The following is a 21,756-nucleotide window of genomic DNA, read 5'->3' on the forward strand; positions in this document are numbered from 1 at the left end:
TTTATAATTCTATACTGATGGGTTGCGTTTCCCGAAGGGGAGATGCAGGGGAGGCTTTTGTCAGGTCGTCGTCGGCGAGAGGCCTGATCAGGAGGGTCAAATCGAACGAATAGGTTTCCTTCTTGCCGTTTTTGAGGAAGGTGGCTGTGACTATAATTTCGTGTTCCGCAGGGATGGCCGGGATGGCTTCGCTCGAAAGTACCAAGGTCGCATTTTGACCGGATGTATTGTAATTGAAATGATCGATCGCTGGCGAACAAGTCCATGTAACATCGCTGCTCTTCAACGTCCCGTTCTCTTTCAATCCGATACTGATCTGAACATCGCTGCTCCCTTCCGGAAGTTCTATTGTGTAGCCGTTTCCAATGTTCTTGCTTACTGTTACCGTGCCGATTGCCGCCAACCGATAGCTACCCTGGATATCCAGCGAGTAGTCGGTCAGATAGATGGTTAGCGGGTAGAAATGGTTACGAGGTATGGTGGTGTTGAGTATTGCCGTGCGTGGGGACGCTTCCCGGTCGATTGCTATCGATACGGTGAAGCTTCCTTTTGTCTCGTGCAAATAGAAAGGGGCGATTGACGGTGAGGCTGTCCGCTCGTTTTCCTGTACCCATTTCCAGTCAGACCAGCTTAGGGTCGGACTCTCGGGTAGTTCGACTATCCCGTAGTTTGGGCGGAACAGCTTTGTACGGTCCGGCTGGAATTGTGCAAGCGTCAGGGATGTGACTTTATTACTTTGACTTTCTCTTTGGTCTTTCAAGGTAATCTCCATTTTGGCTACCATGCGGATTAGTTCGACCTTGTAGGTTGTGCGCGACTCGCTGACCTCCCAGGTTGTACGGGCGGACATCGGAATACCGTTTCCGGCGTTTATCGGGATGATGTCGATGGGCTGATTGCCGCTGACGGCTTCCGGCACAGTAGCCCAGTCGTCCGACAGGGAAAGAGTGCTGAATGCATCACCTTCGCAATTGGCAAAGGCATAGACTGTCTTTGTGCCGGGTTGCAGTTTGACTGTAGATGCGGTAGTCCCCTCATTGTGAGCAGTGTTGAAGGTGAAATCTGTTTCATCTACATGAGCTTCCACTTTGCCTGTGGCATTGACTATATAGATGTTGAGTGTTTTTATTTCGTCGCCGCCGTTGCCGGTCGCAGCGATAGGGGCTGCTGCCTCTTCCGGGGTGAGTGAAATAATGACAGGGACTGGCTTGCCCTCTCCGGTATCGGGATCTGCAGGGGACTCATTGGTGCATCCACTCAGGCCGATGGACGGCAGGAAACCAGCCATCCCCATCATTAACAGATAATATGATATATGCTTACTGCTCATTTAGCCCTCCTTTCCCAGATTGATGTCGTCGAGACGGACAGTCCAGTCGTTGACGATGATTTCCAGATAATGCGCTTTGCCGCCTGTCATGTCGAGGTAGACGAGTATGGTATATTCGTCTTGCCGGTCGAGATATTCCTGTGCTCTGATGTTGTGGCTCTCCATGCGGGTGAGCAACAGGAAATCGGTCAGGTCGACGTTAAGGAAAGGGGCAGTGTCGCCTTGCTGGGTGATCCGTAGCGAGGTGGGCGTGCCGTCTATCAGGCGGAGTGTGTTCAATTCGTAGATGGCGGCGGAGTAAGCCACTTTCCCGTCGGGGGCGTTCACCTGTCCGGTACCGGTATAGTAGGGTAGCCAGGTGAAAGTGTCGGATGTCTGCGGATTGTTCGAGGCATCGAGGTCGCTGACTGTCGTTTTTGCTTCTACCGCGAAAGCGTCGGGGTTGAGAGCCGTGCCGCTGTTGGTATCGATCAGGACGAGACGTAGTTTGTTGGTGTTTTTCACCAGCGGGAACTGGATATCGGTTTCATTCTCCGTGTTTTTTATCGTGAGTTCCATCCGTCCCTGGAAAAGGCCCGCCAGTTCGTGGCTGACGGTAAAAGCGGGTTCACCCCTGACGGCCATTTTCCAGTCGTCGAGGGGATCACCCGCCTGTGGAGCGGTTCTGGTGTAATCTGTATCATTCAGTCCGGCCCATGCCATCAGCTGATAGGTGCCGGGTGTCAGTTCGAGTGCCACGTGGTTAGCCGCCAACTCGTTTCCGGCGATGGTACGCGAGGAGAGGAAGCGGCCTTCCTGGTCGTAGATATAAAGTTCCACCTGCTTGGCCTTTTGCTGGTTGGTCATTTCGTGGGCGAAGGCATCGGCAAACTTCATATTATAGGTATAGGAAAAATGCAGGTAATGGATGCAGGGGGGCAAGTCTTCGCGGATCGTATCGCACGAAGTGAACCCGGCTCCAAAGAATATCAGCACCTGCAATAGTCGGAATATCGTTGTGTTAAGTTTCATCTTTATTCTGTTTATAAGTAAATATTGTCTCCTTTCATCGTAGTCCATGTTTCGACAGAGGCTTCTACCTTTATTTGTATGGTGTCGGGATCAGGATCGGGATCAGGATCGGGATCGGGGTCTGGGTCCGGCTTGGGATCCGGATCAGGGCCGGGCTTATCAGGCGGCGTAGGATCGGGGTCGGGAGTTGGGAAGGGCACTTCGCCGCCCAGGCGGTAGACGTCCGAGATTTTCAGCCGGTAGATATTGTTGCGTACGATGGCATATTCCATGATGCCTTGCCGGGCGTCGTCGCCGTCGTTGGAGTGACGCACGCGCCAGGTGTAGTAGCAGATGCCGCCGGAGTATTCGTGGACGGGCATCCGGTAGGTCGCGCCTTCTTTCGCGGCTTCTTCGCGCGAAGCGTAGAGCCGGCCGTTACAGACGTAGAAGGTCTGCCCTTCGCTGAACCCTTGCGGGGTGTAGCGGGCGCGGAAGACGACGGTGGTACAGTAGGCGTCGGTCTGGTGCTCGCGGCTGATGGTGTTTTCCATCGTGTAGCCCAGCCGTAGCCAGTCGCCTGCGGGTATGCCGGAGGTGGCGACGTTTTCCCAGTCTGCGGGTGTGTTGCCGAAGGAGGTATAGTAATTCGCGTAGAGCGCGGAAGCATCGATGTTTGTTTTGCGAAGGCTCCAGGGGTCGACCACGTAGTTTTGTTGCGGGCCGCCGGTTGCGGGGAGTTCGTCGCCCAGGTATTCGACGGGGGATGCTGCGGTGAGACGGCCGTCGGTATCGGCGTCGGTTACCCGTTTGAGGAAGTAGCTGCCCGCCTGCATTTTGTTGAGGATGGCTGCGCCGAGGATGGAAACCCGGGCGTTGCCGTAGTCGGGGTCGGCTACCGGATAGGCGGTTTGCGTGGTGCGGTAGTCGATGCGTGCTGCCAGGCGTTCCACTTCGACGGTTGCGTCGGCGGGATTGTTTTCGGGGTTGCCGCATAGGGTGACGCGGTCGGCGGTATGTCCGTCGGAGGTCATGACGAAGCGGGAGCAGATGCCTTTGTCTTCTGTCCAAGCGGAGGTGAGGAGGTGGTCGCGGATGTCGCCGAGCGTCTTGCCGCTGAAGGAAGGGCGGAGGTCGCCCGTGTTGGCTGCTACCAGCAGGTCGTATTCGCCTTCGGGGAGGTCGACGGCGATCAGGGTCGTGGTGTCTTTTTCGTTCGCCGCGCGGTCGAAATACAGTATCTTGTCGATCGGCGTGCCGGCCGGGGCGTTGCTGCGTGCTGCGGCCCGGTAGAAGAGGAGGAGGAAGTTGTCGATGCGGTTCTCGTTGTCGAGTCCGGTCTCGCTTCCGTTGCCCGGTTCGCCCCCGGCGGGGTTCGAGCGGGTGCCGTTGCCTGCGGAGGAGGGCGGACAGCGGAGGGATACCCGCAGGTAAGACAGGGTGGCGACTGCCGGGTCGTCACCGTCTCCTCCTATGCGAATTTCGTTGGAGCAGGCGGAAAGAAGGAGCAACAGGGCGGTTACCAGATATGTCAGTTTACGTTGGGTCATTTGTTTAAATAATTGTAATACAATGTGTTTTCAGACGCGGATGACGCGGATTTCGCGGATCGGGGGACTGATGAAAAAGGGTGCCGCAAATACTGTCCGATATCTGCTGCAGATACCCTCCGACATCTGCGGCAGATAGGTTGGGACATCTGCTGCAGATATCTCCGGACACCTGCGGCAGATGCCGGAACACATCTGCCGCAGATCCCGGAGAGGGGGTGCCGGAGCGCCGGAATCGAAGTTTATTCGATTACCGGACGGTCGTCTTCGCCACCGCCACTGGGCTTTTTGTCCTCCTTGTCACCCACACGCTCGAAGGTGACTTCGGAAAGCATCTTCAGAAGAAGTTTTCCGGGGATGAAGCGAACCTTGGGTTTCTTCATCATTGAACCGGCATTAAACTTATCGGCAGTATCCGATCCCGTGCTGCCTCCTGTCAGCAGAAAGCTGCCCAGTTCTCCCAACTGGACCAGGCGGCCTTCTTTTAGATGTTTAGCAGTGATTCGGGCTGTACGGTCCATACAACCTTTTACGTCGGCGCTGGTGAGGGCTGTTTCCTCAGCAACGTCGCCACAGAACTCGTCGAAAGCGACGGTTCCGTTGTTCAATAGTTGCGCAAAGAATTTCTTTGCGTCTGCGGGTGCATCCTTGGAAAAATCTTTTCGCTGGACTAATTTGTATTTAGCACTCATGATTTTAAATTTTAAGATTAATATTCGTTGCGCACTGGTTCCGCAGTGCAGCGTGTTATTTTGTATTTATGTAATCGATCAGGCCTTTGCCGGGATTGAATTTGACCGACAGGGTCGGTTTAAGCATACAGGGGACACCGTTTTTAGGGTTACGTACCAGGCGTTCTTTCCGGCGGTTGGGATAGAGTTTTCCGAAATTGCGTAAATTGATTTCTTCGTTTGTTGCCAGCGCTTCTGCGATGGATTCCAGCATCGTGTTTACAAACAGGCGGGTTTCGCCTACAGTTTTGTCCAGTTTATGGGCTATGATCGATTCGAGTTCACTTTTATTCATACTAGTGTGTCGTTTTGCAGTTCAACTTATTTATGAAATAAGTTAAACGCCCTCTATTAAATAGATTGTAATAGGGCGAAAGAGCTCTGAAAAAATGTTTATTTCTTGTATTTCCCTCTTCCTAAAGTGTTAAACTCCAGTTTTTCTTCCAGTAAATATTAAAACAACGGATGTTAAAACATAAGAAGGGCTGCTCGTTATGTTCCTACTTATCCTAAGGAAGCCATAACAAGTAACTTATTCACCTAAAACATCTATAAAAACATAAAAACCGCTATACGACTTAAGAGATTGCTACTTTAGATAAAAAATGTTGCCTTTTTACTTCCTTTATTCTATTTAATCTCCTACATTTGTGACGCATAAGCAGTGACTATCAAAGATTATTCAAAGATATTCAATGATTTAGAGAGCTACTGTCTTATTTCATAAATAAGCATTCTTAGCAGCACCTCCTTTCACATTTTTAACTAGTAGTAGATTAATGGATTTAGTGATTGCCCGGTTGGCATTATTCAGCTCTGACTGATCGAGTTGTCCCAGGTAGCATCGCGTTGTTTTCTCAGACGTGTGCCCCAATGCTTGGCTGATCACCGAAATCGGTACATGGCGCCGTTGCGCCTCGGCCGCCCAACTACGCCGCATGACGTAGGATGTCAGGTTGGGGTGTATCTTCAATAGCTTGCCGATCGTTTTCAATGCATTGTTATAGGCGGACAGCATCCCTTTGTATTGCCGGTAGGTGGCAGGTTTCGACATCACCGGGAAAAGATATTCGCCGTCGTTACGGTATTTCCGGATGATATGCCACATGCCGGAAGTGATCTCCATCCGAATCTGTATGCCTGTCTTGTGGCGGTTGTAAATGAGCTCGTTGCCTTGTATGTTGCTTTTCTTCAGGTGGATCATGTCTACGAATGGCATTCCGAAAGCCATGAAGCTGAAGAGGGAAAGGTCGACTCTGAGTGACAGACGGGGATCGTAGCTGAAATCGGCTGTCGCAATCTTTTCAATCTTTGCCGCTGAGAGGGGTTTTTTGATCGTTACGTCCCGTTTCAGTTTCAGATGCAGGAAGGGATGTCTCTTAATACTGAAAGGATGGTCGTTCAGTACGGCATTGAAGATGGCACGCAGGCTGCTGAGATAGCTATTGATAGAGTTGAGCTTCAAATCTTTTGCTTGCAGGTAGGACTGGAAGTCGCTCACCTGTGTCGGGGTGATCTCGCTGAGATAAATGTCCTTTTCCCCCAGGAACTCGAGGAACCGATGGCCGGCTGCCTGGTAGAGGTCGGCCGTACTGTCTTTCCCCATCGACCGCTTGCTTTCGACTCGCCTGCGGATACATTCGGTGAGGAGAAGGTGTTTACCTTTTCTTGTTTTTACTGTTGTCATTTCGTTCGTGTTTATAGATGTTGTAAAGATAACAGATTTCTCCTGTGATAGTTGATAGATGGCTGTTGACAGTTATTATCATTAGCAGGTTTCATTAAATTGATTACTTTTGTGAAACTAATTCTAATATATCATGCTGAGAAATATCTTCTTTTCAACTCTTTTACTGGCCGGTAGTTTTCTGGCACAGGCGCAAGACCGTGAGTATGTAATCGTTGTACATGGTGGAGCGGGAGATGTGGCCAAACTGGAAAGCGATCCTGTGCGTTCTGCCCAATATTATGCGGCGCTTGATTCTGCTCTGATGATCGGCGACTGTATTCTTGCCGCTGGTGGCGAAGGCCCGCAGGCTGTCATGGCTGTGATCAATTATTTTGAGAACAATCCGTTATTCAATGCCGGAAAGGGTGCCACCTGTACGGCCGAAGGGACTTTCGAACTGGATGCCTCCATTATGGAAGGGAAGGATCTCTCTGCCGGAGCGGTTGCCGGAGTTAAGACGATAAAGAACCCGATCAATGCCGCTTATGCCGTTAAAACAAAGTCTCCCCATGTTATGCTGAGTGGTACGGGAGCTGACGCTTTTGCTGCCGAACAGGGATTGGAGTTGGTCGATGATAATATGTATTTCGCCACTCCCAAGACGATGGAGTGGATCGATAAGCTGAAGCAGGAAAGCCGGAAGAACGGGACGGTCGGTTGCGTTGTCCTGGATAAGCGGGGAAACCTGACAGCCGGAACCAGTACCGGCGGTACGTTTAAAAAGAAATGGGGACGTATCGGTGATTCTCCGGTGATCGGTGCCGGAACGTATGCCGATAATCAGAGCTGTGCCGTATCCTGTACCGGTCATGGCGAATATTTCATCCGTCATGCCGTAGCTTTTAACCTGTGTGCTCGGTATAAATACCTGAAGGAACCGGTAGAACAGGCGGCCGGTTATATTATCCATACGGAGTTGAATGTCAATGCCGGTGAAGGTGGTCTGATTGCTGTCGATAAGGATGGAAATATCGCTTTTCCCTTTAATACCACCGGTATGTTTCGGGGATATCTGTATAAGGAGAAAGGCCGTTCCGGGATAGAAAAGAAGGTGGGTATCGGTAAAGCGATGGTTCGCTTTACCGAATAAGTTGTCTTTATTGTTGGTTCCGGCGGAAGGCACCGCTCACGAAACTGAGTACTTCCGGGAGAGCGGTGCGCCAGTATAACCAAGTATGTCCGCCGCCGCGTACACGGAATTCGTGTTTCATTCCTTTCTCCTGCATAATCTTATGGGCCTGGTAATTACCTTCCAACAGGCCGTCTTTGTCTCCGCAGTCGATATAATAACGGATGCGGGGCAGGTTGTCCTTATCCAGTTCGGATAGCATTTTCAATACGCTGTTCTGATGCCAGTAGTCGAGTCCGGGGCCAAACAGGCGGCTGAACAGGTCTTTGTGAGATTGGGCCTGACGTTTTTCCATTACGCTGTCGTCGAAAACTGCAGCGCTGAGCGGTGCGCAGGCGGCGAACATTTCCGGGTGATGCAGCGAGTAAAGGAAGGAGCCGTAGCCACCCATCGAAAGCCCGGCAATGGCGCGGAACTCCTGACGGCTGCGGGCACGGTAGGTCTTTTCGATATAGGGGATCAACTCTTCAAAGAACATATCTTCGTAAGGGGCTTTGCCGTCGTATTGGTTGATGTACCAGGTATCCCAGGCATTGGGCATCACGATGATCATTTGTGAAGCGTCGCCGCTGCCGATCGCTTTGTCGGCAATTTCTTTTACTTCGCCGGTCTGTATCCACATGGTTTCATCGTCGGTGTAGCCGTGCAGCAGATAGAGTACCGGGTAATTACGTTGCGAGGTGTTGTAATCGGACGGCAGGTAGATCGAGTAGGACACCTCTTTACCTAGTTTCTTACTATCGAATTTCAGCGACTCGAAGACGGCGCTCTGAGCTATTCCATTCAGATTGAACAGGATGCACAGAACAAGACTGATGAATAATTTGTTTTTCATATACTGACAGTATTAAATGAATAGTTCTTTGCCTGTAAACAGCTTGTAAATACGGAAGGCAAAGTTAGAAAAAACGGGGAGCTATGCTTGATAAAACGTCAGAAAATGTTATTTTTGTTTACGAAACTTACTAATCAATAATTACATATGTCGCATTTACCCGATTTGATTTCCGATCTGGCTTTGATCCTTATATCCGCAGGTGTAATAACCTTATTATTTAAATGGCTGAAACAACCGCTCGTGCTGGGGTATATCGTGGCCGGGTTATTGGCCGGACCTTATATCCATATCTTTCCGACAGTTGTCGATGTAGAAAACATTAATCTCTGGGCAGAGATGGGAGTCGTCTTCCTGCTGTTTGCCCTCGGGCTCGAGTTTAGCTTTAAAAAGCTGATGAATGTAGGGTCTACCGCCTTTATCACGGCGATGACGGAGGTGATAACTATGCTGATCGTTGGGTATCTGATCGGGCATCTGCTGGGATGGTCTACAATGAATTCCATATTTCTGGGAGGGATGTTGTCGATGTCGTCGACTACTATTATCATAAAAGCGTTTGATGACTTGGGATTACGGAACCAGCGTTTTACGGGGATTGTTTTCGGCACGTTGGTGGTGGAAGACCTGGTGGCTATTATCATGATGGTGTTGCTTTCGACGATGGCCGTCAGCCAGGAGTTTGCCGGAGAGGAGATGATCGGCAGTATCCTGAAGGTCGCCTTCTTCCTGATCCTCTGGTTCCTGGTGGGTATCTTCGTTATTCCGGCTTTGTTGAAAAAGGTCAGGAAGCTGATGAATGATGAGACGTTGCTGGTAATTGCCCTTGGCTTATGTCTGGGGATGGTGGTTGTGGCAACAAAGACCGGTTTCTCGGCTGCCCTGGGGGCTTTCATCATGGGTTCGATCCTGGCGGAGACGATTGAGGCGGAGCGTATCGAGCATATTATCAAGCCGGTGAAGGACTTGTTTGGCGCTATTTTCTTCGTGTCGGTGGGTATGCTGGTCGATCCGGCTGTCCTGGTTGAATATGCATGGCCTGTCATTCTTATCACGCTGGTTACGATTGTAGGGAAGGCGTTCTTTTCTTCTTTTGGTGTCCTGTTGTCGGGGCAGCCGCTTAAAACGTCCATACAATCGGGGTTCAGCCTGGCGCAGATCGGGGAGTTTGCCTTTATCATTGCAGCCCTGGGCGTGTCGCTTAAAGTGCTAGACGATTATGTGTACCCGATTATCGTGGCGGTGTCGGTGATAACGACGTTTACTACTCCTTACTTTATCCGTTTGTCGGGGCCGTTTGCAGAATGGCTCTATAAGATACTGCCGGATAAGGCGCGTGACTTCCTGGATCGCTATTCGTCGGGATCGAAAACGATCAACCATGAGAGCGACTGGCGGAAACTGCTGAAGATTTATGCCGGAAAGATATTGATCCACTCGGTCTTGCTGACGGCTATCCTGTTGTTGTCTACTCAGGTTATCCATCCGCTACTGGTGGAGAAGTTCCCGGCGATGGAGATGTGGGGAAGTATTATCATGAGTGTGCTGACGCTTCTCCTGATGACTCCTTTCTTGTCGGGGTTGGTGGCCAATAAGAATAATTCGCCTGAATTATTTATGAGCTTATGGAAGGATAACAAATATAATCATGGTAAGCTGGTGGCGCTGGTTCTGTTCAGGGTCTTTGTCGCCATCCTGTTCGTTTCGATCGTACTGATCAAGTATTATCATGTGCAGTATGGGGTCGGTGCGATTATAGCCGTGGGGGTTATGATCCTGATCATTTTGTTCCGCCGCGACCTGAACCAGTATTCCAGGCTGGAAGCCCATTTCCTGACTAACCTGAATCGCCGGGAAGAAGTCGACCGGAAGCAGAATCCGTTGAAAGCGAGCTTTAACAACCAATTGAGCGATAAGGATATCCATCTGGCGATCGTGCCGGTTTCGCCCTGTTCTCCCTATGCCGGGAAAGCGTTGGCGGAATTGCCTCTCAGGAAAGATTTCGGAGTGAGTATTGTAGAGATTATCCGGGGCGATTATAAGATTTATATCCCTGGAGGTTCCGATCATATTTACCCGCAGGATAAGGTAGTCGTGGTGGGAACCGATGAGCAGCTGAAAGCTTTTCAGGCCAAGCTGGAAGATCAGGAAAACGGATCTGCATGTTCGGACGGGCAGCCTAAAGATGTTACGGTCAATTCGTTTGTCGTCGATGAGAGTTTCCCTTTCCTCGGACAGAGTATCATGCAGTCGAATGTCGGCCGCCGCTACAATTGCCTGATCGTCGCCCTCGAACGCAACGGCGACTCCCTGATGACCCCCGATAACGATACGGTCTTTGAATTGGATGATCTGGTCTGGGTTGTAGGCGACAAGGGTAAGATACAGGAGTTGATAAAAGGGGAGTGAGAGCGTTTTATGAAATTTTAGAGATCACTTAAAATTGGTTACATCAGCCTTTATTTCTCCAAATGTTCTAATTTTGTCGTGTTGAATTATAAAAACGAAAGAGATGAAAAAGTATACATTCTTATTGGTGATAATGGCTCTGGGGCTGTTATCCTGCGGAGATGATGATAAACCGGTTGTTCCTGAGTTAGACAAATTGACGCAAGTAATTTGTACCAAAGAGGCAGACGTAGTGTTTTATGCAAAGATCAATTATACGAATGATGATAAGATTGCTTCTATCGATTTTGTTGATGGGAAAAACATTCCTTTTATATATGTAGACAAAAAGATCACGATGATGAATCCTGAAGAAGGAGTCGAACGTATTGAATATATTATTGGCGGATTGGTTGTCACAGAGAAGTCTGTTATGAAGAAAAATGCTTTTGACGGAAAGATCTACACAAGCGATAACTATAAATATCAGTATAGTGGCTCGAGCCTGACCGGAGCTTCACGAACCATGACCTGGCCGAAAGAGGGAGAAGAAGGCTACGAATCGCAGACATTTGAAAAGGAAGAGACTTATGCATGGGAAAACAGCAATGTAGTCCTTTTCACCCAAGACAAGAAGAGAATTGAATATAAATACGGCACGGCTTTAACTCCGTCCAACTTCCCCTGGCGTGTAATACCATCTTTCAATCCAGTGGGTTTCGATGCTTTTTCCCCGATAAACCTACTCTATGGAAACCGGAGCAGGAACTTGCCTGAATCGGCTACTTACTATAGTCTTTCCGGAGAGGATGACACAACCGCTAAGTATACATATCATTTTACGACTACCGGCGATTATATAACCGGCATGACTATCCAGGAGCAGACCAGCTCTACGGACAAAATAGCGAAGCAGACTACCTATGAGTACAAGTTTATCTATTCGAAGTAACAGATACATCATAATAAGATAATTGCATCCTCAATATCGGATGCGATTATCTGTCGCTATTGTACAATTATCTCTCAATTTGTTGTATTTGCAATAAATCTACAAGCTTTTGCGATAATATTAAAAATCGGGGTGTGCCTAATATTGTATTTTTGGTCGAGAAATAATCGATATATACCATGAATACAAAGTTACTCTTTTTAATATCCGTCATAGGGCTTGCCTTTGTCAGCTGCTCCGGAGAAGGGCAGCTGAAGAAACAGGTTTCCGGTCTGTTGCATGCCGAAATCATTACTCGGGGAAATACTGCATTAACACAGACCCCTCTTACCATCACTTCTTTTATAGCCGAACGAAGTACCGGCAATATGCACGACTTCTATTCCGAAGGCGATTATTGGTGGCCGAACCCCATAAGTCCGGACAGCGCCTACATCCGGCGTGACGGAGAAACCAATCCCGATAACTTTGTTGCCCATCGCCATGCCATGATCCGTTTCAGTACGCTTGTCGGTGACCTGACATCTGCCTGGATTATTACCGGAGATAAGAAATATGCAGTACAGGCTCTGAAACATATCCATGCCTGGTTTATCGATCCGGAAACACGGATGAGCCCCAATCTTCAATATGCGCAAGCTATAAAAGGGATAGCGACAGGGCGGGGGATAGGTATTATCGATACAATTCATTTGCTGGAAGTCGTTCAATCGTTGATCATGCTGGAAGATGCGAGCTTACTCTCTGAAGAAGACTTAACAGGGACGAAGAAATGGTTTGCAGACTATCTCCACTGGTTGACAAACCATCCTTACGGCCTGGATGAAATGAATGCTAAAAACAATCACGGGACTTGCTGGGTAATGCAGGTGGCCCAGTTTGCGAAGTATACAGGCAATAAGGAGCTGACGGACTTCTGTCGTAACCGTTATCAGACAGTCCTGTTGCCCGGCCAGATGGACACTGATGGCAGTTTTCCGCTGGAGTTAAACCGTACCAAGCCTTATGGCTATTCCTTGTTTAACCTCGACGCAATGGCGACAATTTGCCATATCCTTTCCGATGATACTCACAACCTATGGCAATATACAACCGGTGATGGACGGAATATGCAGAAAGGAGTAGCCTGGCTATTCCCTTATATAAAGGATAAGTCTGCCTGGCCTTTTGAAGAAGATGTAATGTATTGGGAGCAATGGCCTGTAGCACAACCCGCTTTACTATTCAGCGCTTATGATACACCGAACGAAGAATATGTATCGGTTTGGTCTGCACTGGAGCATTATCCGGAAAATGACGAAGTGATACGCAATCTTCCTATTCGCCATCCTCTTTTATGGTTGTAAAGACATAAGAAAAATAATTAGTTTACTTTATAGTTGATGAACATGAAATTCAAAACACCTCTCTTACTTTTATTAGCTGCTCTTGCGTCCTGTGGATCGGATAAGAGCGATTTAGTACGTGATAACTTTACATTTGCAGGAACACAACTGAAGCAGGCTTTTGTTGAAATGGATTTAGTCCGTTCTTCCGAACTGCCGGAAAAACAAGCATTACGTGATAAACTGAATCAGGGACCATTGGCCAGCCCGCGAAATATAGAGTCTGACGGAACGCTGCACATGGTAGTCTCACGCGACTGGACAAGCGGATTCTTTCCCGGCGAACTTTGGTATATGTACGAATACACCGGAGATGACTTCTGGAAAGACAAAGCACGTCAGCAAACGGCACTGATTGAACGCGAAAAACTGAATGGTGGTACGCATGATATGGGTTTCAAAGTCTATTGTTCTTTTGGAAACGGTTACCGCCTGACCGGAGACGCTAACTACAAAGAAGTCCTGCTGCAATCGGCCTATACACTGACTACCCGCTACAAAGAAAAAATAGGAGCTATCCGTTCCTGGGATCACAGCCGTGATAAATGGGAGTGCCCCGTTATCATCGACAACATGATGAATCTGGAGTTGCTTTTCTGGGCATTCAGAGCCAGCGGCGATTCTTTATTTTATAATGTAGCCGTTAACCACGCCCGTACAACTATGAAAAATCATTACCGTGACGATTATAGCTCTTATCATGTAGTGGATTATGACACTATAACCGGAGCTGTAATAAACAGGCATACCCATCAGGGATATGCACACGAATCAGCCTGGTCGCGCGGACAAGCATGGGGACTTTATGGCTATACGATGTGTTACCGGGAAACCGGCTTACCGGAGTTTCTTGAACAGGCCGGACATATCGCCGATTATATCTTTTCCAGTCCGGCTTTACCGGAAGATTTAATTCCTTACTGGGACTTTAACGCGCCCGGAATACCGGACGAACCCCGCGATGCTTCCGCTGCAACCGTTACGGCTTCTGCCTTGTACGAATTAAGCATGTACGTCCCGGAGAAACAGAATGATTACGTATCGAAAGCAAATACAATACTGAATAACCTGTCGAAGAACTACCGTACGACAGCAGGCAAAGACAGAGGCTTTTTGTTGCTACACAGTACAGGATCGAAAATGCACAATGTAGAAGTCGACGTCCCTATTGTATATGCCGATTATTATTATCTGGAAGCCTTACTCCGGAAACAGAAACTGGAGAAAGAGGGTACAGCCATATTATGAATATATAAATATTAAATAGATAGCTGTTTAATAAACTAATATAAAACGAATAGATAATGAAAAACATTTTCTTCTCTTGCCTTTTCCTGCTCTGTTGCTTGTCGGTTGCAGGGAAGGTGCCATCGAAACAAAAAATAAGATTAACAGACAATTGGGAATACCTGAAAGGGGATCTGGGCGGAATCTGGGAAGCAGTGCGCCCCTTCTCACCGGGAAATCCCGAAACCGTTCCTATCTGGCAGAAAATTACGCTGCCGCATTGCTTCAATGCAGAAGATGCAGTCGACCCCGACCTCAATTATTACCAGGGGCCTGGATGGTACAAGACCGGACTGTCGATCAACAATCCTTATCCTGACGGCCGTATCGTTCTTGATTTCGAAGGAGCAGGGCAGAAGACGGACGTTTATGTCTACACCACTCTTGTCGGCCAACATGTCGGCGGATATGATGAATGGAGCGTGGATATAACGGAAGCAGTAGATTCTTTCCTTAAAAATGATAAACTGGTAAAACGTTTCGGAGGAAAAGTCCCTTTATCCATCCGTTGCAATAACTCGCGCGACCTGGAAATGATACCGTCCGACCTTTCGGACTTCAATCTTTACGGTGGCCTTTACCGTTATCTGAATCTGGTTTATCTACCGAAAGCTTCTTTCAAACAGATCCGTCTCGAACCGGAACTTTCTGCTGACAGGAAAGAAGGAATATTGAAGGTAAAAACAACTTTCTATAACCCCGAAGATATAAAGGAAGCAGATGTAACAGTCTCTGTCTATGACAATAACCGCAAACAAATATTCACACAGACGATAACCGGTATATTACCTTTAGGCGACCAGTTCCTGACCGAAGTAAAGGTAAAGAACCCGGCCTTATGGCATGTCGACAATCCCGCTTTATACACTTGCGAACTAACAATCAACGCCGCCGGACAATCTCTGTCCGCAGAAGAACATTTCGGCTTCCGCCAGGCGGAATTTAAAGAAAAAGGCCCCTTCTTCTTGAATGGTAAACGCCTTCTGCTTCGCGGAACGCACCGCCATGAAGACCATGCCGGAGTTGCCCAGGCAATGACTGAAGATATGATGCGCACTGAAATGCAAATGATGAAAGACATGGGTGTCAATTTCATCCGTCTCGGCCATTACCAGCAATCGGAAATCATCCTTCGGCTTTGTGACGAATTAGGTATCCTTGTCTGGGAAGAAATACCCTGGTGCCGTGGTGGTTTAGGGGGTGAGATATACAAAGAACAGGCACGCCGTATGCTGACCAATATGATCGGCCAGCATCACAATCACCCGTCAGTAATCATCTGGGGACTTGGCAACGAAAACGACTGGCCTAACGATTTCAGTACCTTCGACAAAGGGGCTATCCGTGCCTTTATGAAGGAACTGCATGACTTGGCTCATCGACTGGATGATACCCGCATGACCGCTATCCGGCGCTGTGAGTTTTGCAGCGATATAGTAGATGTATATTCCCCATCCATTTGGGCAGGATGGTATCGCGGAGTCTTTACCGATTATAAAAACGTCTCGGAGCAGGAAATGCAAAAGGTAAAACGTTTCCTGCATGTAGAATGGGGTGGTGACAGCCATGCCCGCCGTCACTCGGAAAATGTATTCGCTAACCTGAAAGGACTGGAATCCGGCCAGGGAGCCGATGAACGTGCCGGTGACGCTTCCTTATACGGGGGAACTGCCCGTGCCTCGAAAGATGGCGACTGGTCGGAAAGCTATATCGTCCGCCTGATCGACTGGCATTTGAAGGAACAGGAAACAATGCCCTGGCTGACGGGCACTGCCTATTGGCCGTTCAAAGACTTCTCAACTCCCGTACGTCCCGAAAATCCGGTTCCCTACGTAAATCAGAAAGGAGTAATAGAACGTGATTTTACACCGAAGGAAAGCTATTATGTTTTCCAGTCCTACTGGACGACAGCGCCGATGGTTCATATCTACGGCCATAGTTGGCCGGTGCGTTGGGGAAACAAAGGCGACCGGAAAGAGGTGCTGGTTTACTCCAATTGTGATGAAGTCGAACTATTCGTCAACGGCATCAGTCAGGGCGTAAAAAAACGCAATAGCCAGGATTATCCGGCAGCCGGACTGCGTTGGAACTGTGTCTATGAAGAAGGCAGAAATGAAATCCGTGCTGTCGCCAAAAAAGGAAAAACAGAAATGGCAGATACGATCATCCAGGAGTACCAATCTGAAAAGTGGGGTGAGGAAGCATCTATGTCGTTGTCGGTTGTTTCACGTGAAGGCGATACCGTTTTATTGGAAGCCCAACTTTTCGACAAAAATAATATTCGCTGCCTTGATTCAAAGAAGTACGTCGAGTTTGAAATTATAGGAAATGGTTCATTGATACAGAATCAGGGGACTTCAACCGGAAGTAGAAAGCTTCAAACCTACAATGGAAGGGCTCGCATTAAGGTAAATCTTAAAAAAGAGAAGAATATTGTCGCAGTCAAGTCAAGTGGACTGCCTACCACATTCCTTGAAGTCGAATAATTCCTCTTTTTTTCTACTATAATCCGTCTTTTTTTAGAACAAAAATAGTTGCAAATATCCTTCGTAGACGGATTATAGTAGAAAACAAAAGAGAAAACTACGGCCGTAGATCGTTTTTATTAGTAATAACTGCTTATTAATGATATCGAACCAGTTTTACAAGGTTTTTAATCGATGCAAACAACTATATACCATAGTTTTTGTTAATAAAAATACGTTATTACATACAAAAACCATGATTATTCACATTAATAATTGTTTTCTACTCCCATCGTACGTCTATTTTATCAATAAATAGCATATTTTATTTGCGAAATAGATATATTTGTCTATTTTTATCTCTGAATTGATGACAAAATATAGCTTTAATCTAATAAAAATACTACTATGCAATCCTTCTACGACCGTATTCAAGACATCGCAACATATTATAATATTAAACCTTCAGTAATATTAAGATGTAGCCATATTCCTTATAGCACCTATCACTCTCTGAGTTATCGCGGTGCATGCCCAAGTATTGAAACAGTACAAAAGATTATAAATTGTTATCCGGAGGTCAGCTTCGAATGGCTCGCTGTCGGTAAAGGAAATATGCTTATTCCCAAAAATATCACTCCGGATGAAGAAGATAGTCCGAAAATCATTGCATTGAAACGGAAAGTTGAAATACTTAGCGACCGTTTGATCGATAAAGAGCGATATATACTTAAGCTTGAATTAGAGCTTGCCACCTGCAAAGAAAACGAATAATACTCCTGATATGAGATATCTATTTACACTTGCTATTATATGTTTTTCCTTCATTTTACAGGCTGAAAAGACAAGATATCCCTATATCTTTAATTCAGATTTAAACGAAGGTATTTCACAGCTGTCTGTCATGGATATTTTCCAGGATTCAAAAGGCTATTTATGGTTTGCCACCAAGAACGGATTAAACCGTTTTAACGGGAAAGAATACATAATCTACCGCCGTGAAGATGGAAATGAGCAGAGCTTATCCAATAACTCTATCACTTCGATAGCTGAAGACCGGAATGGAAACCTATGGATAGGAACAAGCAACGGATTAAACCGTATAGACTTGAACACGAACCGGATAAAACGTTACAGCGTCGAGATAAACGGATCGATAACAAACAGTATTGCAACGATATATACGGATCATTCCGGCCATCTCTGGATTGGAACCTATAGTGGCTTAAGCCGTTACAACAGTGATAACGACTCTTTTGAATCCTTTTCCTTGGACGGAGAACTGGATAACACAGCAGTGGCAACTATATTTGAAGACAGCACCGGTAAGTTCTGGATAGGGACAAGAAACAAAGGTGTCTTTCTATGTGACAACCAGATGAATCTTATCAGCCATTTTTCGACCGAAACGAAAAACATGCGCATAAACAATAACGATATCACCTCTATTTATGAAGATGCAAAGAAGCAGATATGGATCGGCAGCAAATATGGACTTAACAGGGTAGACCTGCGCAATAATGAAATCCTAGCCTTTACGAGTGAAAACAGCAAGCTCGCCAATAACTCTGTCCGTTGCCTGATCGAATGGCAAAACAAACTTCTGATCGGTACTTTCGACGGTATATATTCTTTAGATCCGACGACCGAACGGATCATGAAAATGGCTGGATATGATGACATGAACAAATCATTGAGCCATTATTCTGTCTATGCCTTTTGCGTAGACCGGGACGAAACATTATGGGTCGGTACGTTTGCCGGCGGTGTGAACTACCTGAACAAATTTACCAGCCGCTTTGTCTTCCATAAACCGGAAGAGGAACTGAACATCAGAACCGGTATTTACGGCGCCATAACCTACGAATCTCCATCGAAACTCTGGATCGCAACAGAAGGATACGGACTGCTGAGCTATAATTATCAGACAGATGAGTCGCATTATTATCTGGTAGACCCTTCTTCCCGTTTTGCCTTTAACACAAACATTATCAAATCTGTTTTCTATGAAGACGGAACCGTCTGGTGTGGAACCACGAAAGGAGAAATTTACAAGTTCGACATCAAGACCGGTAAATTCTCCCTTTATCACAGGTATCCGGTTGAGTACTCGATCTACTCCATCATCCGCGATCATAAAGGCATTTTATGGGTAGGCGGCGCATCGACCGAATACGGATTGACTTGTTTCGTAGATGACAAGCTCGTTAAGCCATTAACTAACAATGTGGATGAACCGTTCTACATCTCGAATATCCGTTGTATGTTGGAGAATGAAGACGGCACGCTTTTATTAGGCAGTACCGTAGATGGATTGCTTCACCTCGACACGAATAAAAAGCAATTGACGAAATATACGAATGAAGCCTCTGTAGAAAAGTACAGGATCCCGAACAATTATATTTCAGCCATCACCCGCACGGAATCAGGAGACATATGGGTTTCAACTTACGGCGGCGGTCTCTTTCAGTTTGATCCCTCGCAAGGAATCCGGCGCGTCATGACGGCTAAAGAAGGCTTGCTGGATAATAATATCTGCTCCCTGGTAGAAAGCAGCGACCGGAAACTATGGATGAGTACCGTAAATGGATTAACGATGTTTGATCCTGCCGGCAACGAAGTGCGTAACTACCACCGCCATAACGGGATTGACATCCGCGAATTTACCTTACACAGCGGAATCGCTTTGCCGGATGGAAACCTCTGCTTTGCCGGAAGTAACGGGTTCGTGACATTCCAGGTAGAGGCGATGGATAAGAATGAAAATATCCCGGCAGTGGTACTCGAACAGCTATCCGTTAATAATCAGCCGGTAATGGTCGGCGACGAATCCGCCATTCTGGATAAGACGCTGGACGGCATGGAAACGATCCGGCTCCATTACAACGAAAATAACTTTTCAATCACCTATCAGGCTTTGAATTATATCTATTCGACCCAAAACCAATACGCTTATAAGCTCGAAGGATATGATACCGGCTGGAACTATGTTGGCGAACGTAATTCCGCATTTTATACCAACCTGAGCCCCGGCAAATATATATTCCGTGTGAAAGCTTCTAATAATGACGATGTATGGAACGAAACAGGACGTTCGCTCGTAATCATCGTGCAGCCGCCTTTGTGGAGAACCTGGTATGCTTACCTGTTCTATGTCATCGTTTTTGCCGCCATTATCTACGGAATCCTCTATTATGTGAGTATCAAACGCAACCTGGAAGCCGGTTTGAAGTTAAAGCAACTGGAGAAACAGAAGCAGGAAGAATTTCACCAGGCAAAGATACGCTTGTTTACCAACTTCTCCCATGAATTACGTACGCCTTTGATGTTGATTATCACCCCGTTTGAGGAATTAGTCAAACGGATAGACATACCGGTGGAATTGCATGACAAACTGTCCATCATCTATAAGAATGCACAAAAATTGCTGCTGCTGGTCAACCAGTTGATGGATCTGCATAAAAATCAGGCGGGCAGCATGGAGCTGAAGGTGAGCGAAGGAGACATCTGTGAATATATAAAGGAAATATATTATGCCTTTAACCAGATTGCTTTGACGAATGAGGTCAAATTCACCTTGAACTGTACCCCTAAAACGATCGATGCCTGGTTTGACAAGTCCCTTTTGGAGAAAGTCGTTTTCAACCTGCTATCGAATGCCTTCAAATATACCAGTCCCGGTGAATCGATTGTCATGGAAGTTTCAGAAGTCTCCCTAAAAGAGCTTGAACCGGAGCGGACAGAGGGATTATATACCGGTGAAAATATAAATTATGTCCGGCTGAAAGTAAAAGATTCCGGAAAAGGGATTGCAGAAGAGGAAGCGGATAAGATATTTACCCCGTTCTACCAGATCCCGGAGACGTCGGGTATCAATTTATCCGGGACAGGCATCGGCTTAAGCCTGGTCTATACGATCGTACAGCTCCATCGCGGAGTAATCTATGTGGATAATACTGTATCTCAGGGAGCTTGCTTTGTTATCATCCTTCCGATTTCCCGTGCGGCCTTCTCCGAGGAACAGATAGAAAGCCGGGAGATAGATAAGATCGCGGAAATGACGAATACCGAGGATATCTCCGTCTCCCTGCCGGTTGTAGATAAAGGAGACCAGCCGAAATATAAGATTCTGCTGGTCGAGGATGACAAGGATGTCCGCGATTATCTGCGGAAAAGCCTGGAAACTGAATATACGGTAATCGAAGCCGCCGACGGGGTAAGAGCCTATGAAAAAGTAGTGCAGGACTTCCCGGATCTGGTACTCAGCGATATCATGATGCCAAAACGCGATGGGCTGGAACTCTGTACAATGATCAAGAATGACATACGGGTGGGGCATATCCCGGTTATTCTGATGACCGCCCGCTCGATGGTCGTCCATATTAAAGAGGGGTTCCAGGCGGGTGCAGACGATTATATCGTCAAACCGTTCAATATGGACGTGTTGCAAACACGCATCCGCAGCCTGCTGACTTTAAGGGAGCAATTGAAGAAACTGTATGGGAAACGTTTCTCACCGGAAGTGATGGGAATCGAGGTGAAGTCGGCCGACGAACGTTTCTCCCAGAAGCTGTTTGATGTGATCGAGAAAAATATCTCCAATGAAAAACTGGATGTCGAGTTGTTGTGTTCGGAAATCGGTATCAGCCGGGCAAACCTCTATCGAAAGCTAAAATCCATCACCGAACTTTCCCCGATGGAGTTGATTCGTAACAAACGTCTGGAAGTAGCAGCAAAATTGTTGAAAGAATCTGAAATGAATGTATCGGAAATAGCTTCTCATCTCGGTTTTAATAGCCATTCGTACTTCTCGAATTCATTTAAAGCTTTTTACGGGTGCACTCCGACCGAGTTTGTGCAGATGAATAACAGCCAGGAATAGGAGAACTTGTAAAATCGTTTCACATTCCTGTCACTTTTGTATCAATCTATTCATATAGAATAATTTAATACTAAATTGGGAGCGTATTCTCTTTGGAAAGCGG

At 47.1% G+C, this 21,756-nt stretch carries 15 protein-coding genes; 8 read left to right on the plus strand and 7 right to left on the minus strand.

The genetic code is table 11. From position 1 onward, the window contains the following. Position 1: 1 nt before the first annotated feature. The 6 genes from HMPREF1536_RS01480 to HMPREF1536_RS01505 form a co-directional block, all read right to left on the minus strand. Positions 2-1,330 (minus strand): fimbrial protein, encoded by a 1,329-nt coding sequence (locus tag HMPREF1536_RS01480; RefSeq protein ID WP_028727638.1) that lies wholly within the window; start codon positions 1,328-1,330, stop codon positions 2-4. Next, the gene (locus tag HMPREF1536_RS01485) at positions 1,331-2,341 is read right to left on the minus strand and encodes a FimB/Mfa2 family fimbrial subunit (protein WP_028727637.1); all 1,011 of its coding nucleotides are present in this window, start codon (positions 2,339-2,341) and stop codon (positions 1,331-1,333) included. 11 nt (positions 2,342-2,352) lie between these two features. Further along, on the minus strand, positions 2,353-3,870 hold the full coding sequence (locus HMPREF1536_RS27555; protein WP_046151777.1) for an Mfa1 family fimbria major subunit: 1,518 nt from the start codon (positions 3,868-3,870) through the stop codon (positions 2,353-2,355). Positions 3,871-4,112: 242 nt separating this feature from the next. Next, on the minus strand, positions 4,113-4,562 hold the full coding sequence (locus tag HMPREF1536_RS01495; protein WP_028730372.1) for an HU family DNA-binding protein: 450 nt from the start codon (positions 4,560-4,562) through the stop codon (positions 4,113-4,115). Between the two features lie 55 nt (positions 4,563-4,617). Further along, positions 4,618-4,896 (minus strand): HU family DNA-binding protein, encoded by a 279-nt coding sequence (locus HMPREF1536_RS01500; protein WP_028730371.1) that lies wholly within the window; start codon positions 4,894-4,896, stop codon positions 4,618-4,620. Between the two features lie 426 nt (positions 4,897-5,322). Beyond that, positions 5,323-6,288, minus strand: coding sequence for a tyrosine-type recombinase/integrase (locus tag HMPREF1536_RS01505; protein WP_044193713.1), 966 nt, complete (start codon positions 6,286-6,288; stop codon positions 5,323-5,325). Positions 6,289-6,421: 133 nt separating this feature from the next. Here HMPREF1536_RS01505 and HMPREF1536_RS01510 point away from each other — a divergent pair, with 133 nt between their 5' ends. Then, positions 6,422-7,420, plus strand: coding sequence for an isoaspartyl peptidase/L-asparaginase family protein (locus tag HMPREF1536_RS01510; RefSeq protein ID WP_044193715.1), 999 nt, complete (start codon positions 6,422-6,424; stop codon positions 7,418-7,420). Positions 7,421-7,427: 7 nt separating this feature from the next. Here HMPREF1536_RS01510 and HMPREF1536_RS01515 read toward each other — a convergent pair whose 3' ends face one another. Further along, the gene (locus HMPREF1536_RS01515) at positions 7,428-8,294 is read right to left on the minus strand and encodes an alpha/beta hydrolase (protein ID WP_028730375.1); all 867 of its coding nucleotides are present in this window, start codon (positions 8,292-8,294) and stop codon (positions 7,428-7,430) included. 147 nt (positions 8,295-8,441) lie between these two features. On the opposite strand from HMPREF1536_RS01515, the gene HMPREF1536_RS01520 reads away from it, so the two are divergent. The 7 genes from HMPREF1536_RS01520 (at position 8,442) to HMPREF1536_RS01550 (ending at position 21,653) form a co-directional block, all read left to right on the plus strand. Continuing rightward, positions 8,442-10,703: a monovalent cation:proton antiporter family protein gene (locus tag HMPREF1536_RS01520; RefSeq protein ID WP_028730376.1), complete on the plus strand. Its 2,262-nt coding sequence runs from the start codon at positions 8,442-8,444 to the stop codon at positions 10,701-10,703. A 103-nt stretch (positions 10,704-10,806) separates the two neighbouring features. After that, positions 10,807-11,634, plus strand: coding sequence for a DUF5032 domain-containing protein (locus tag HMPREF1536_RS01525; RefSeq protein WP_028730377.1), 828 nt, complete (start codon positions 10,807-10,809; stop codon positions 11,632-11,634). Between the two features lie 179 nt (positions 11,635-11,813). After that, positions 11,814-12,980 (plus strand): alginate lyase family protein, encoded by a 1,167-nt coding sequence (locus HMPREF1536_RS01530; protein ID WP_044193718.1) that lies wholly within the window; start codon positions 11,814-11,816, stop codon positions 12,978-12,980. Between the two features lie 42 nt (positions 12,981-13,022). Beyond that, on the plus strand, positions 13,023-14,267 hold the full coding sequence (locus HMPREF1536_RS01535) for a glycoside hydrolase family 88 protein (RefSeq protein ID WP_028730379.1): 1,245 nt from the start codon (positions 13,023-13,025) through the stop codon (positions 14,265-14,267). 56 nt (positions 14,268-14,323) lie between these two features. Then, entirely contained in the window at positions 14,324-16,792 is a 2,469-nt protein-coding gene (locus HMPREF1536_RS01540) for a glycoside hydrolase family 2 protein (RefSeq protein ID WP_028730380.1), read from the plus strand. Positions 16,793-17,179: 387 nt separating this feature from the next. Continuing rightward, positions 17,180-17,545 (plus strand): hypothetical protein, encoded by a 366-nt coding sequence (locus HMPREF1536_RS01545; RefSeq protein WP_028730381.1) that lies wholly within the window; start codon positions 17,180-17,182, stop codon positions 17,543-17,545. 10 nt (positions 17,546-17,555) lie between these two features. Then, complete coding sequence (locus tag HMPREF1536_RS01550) at positions 17,556-21,653, plus strand: hybrid sensor histidine kinase/response regulator transcription factor (RefSeq protein WP_028730382.1); 4,098 nt, start codon at positions 17,556-17,558, stop codon at positions 21,651-21,653. The last annotated feature ends 103 nt before the right edge of the window (positions 21,654-21,756 follow it).

Origin of the sequence: Parabacteroides gordonii MS-1 = DSM 23371, from assembly GCF_000969825.1 — a bacterium.
GTDB lineage: Bacteria > Bacteroidota > Bacteroidia > Bacteroidales > Tannerellaceae > Parabacteroides > Parabacteroides gordonii.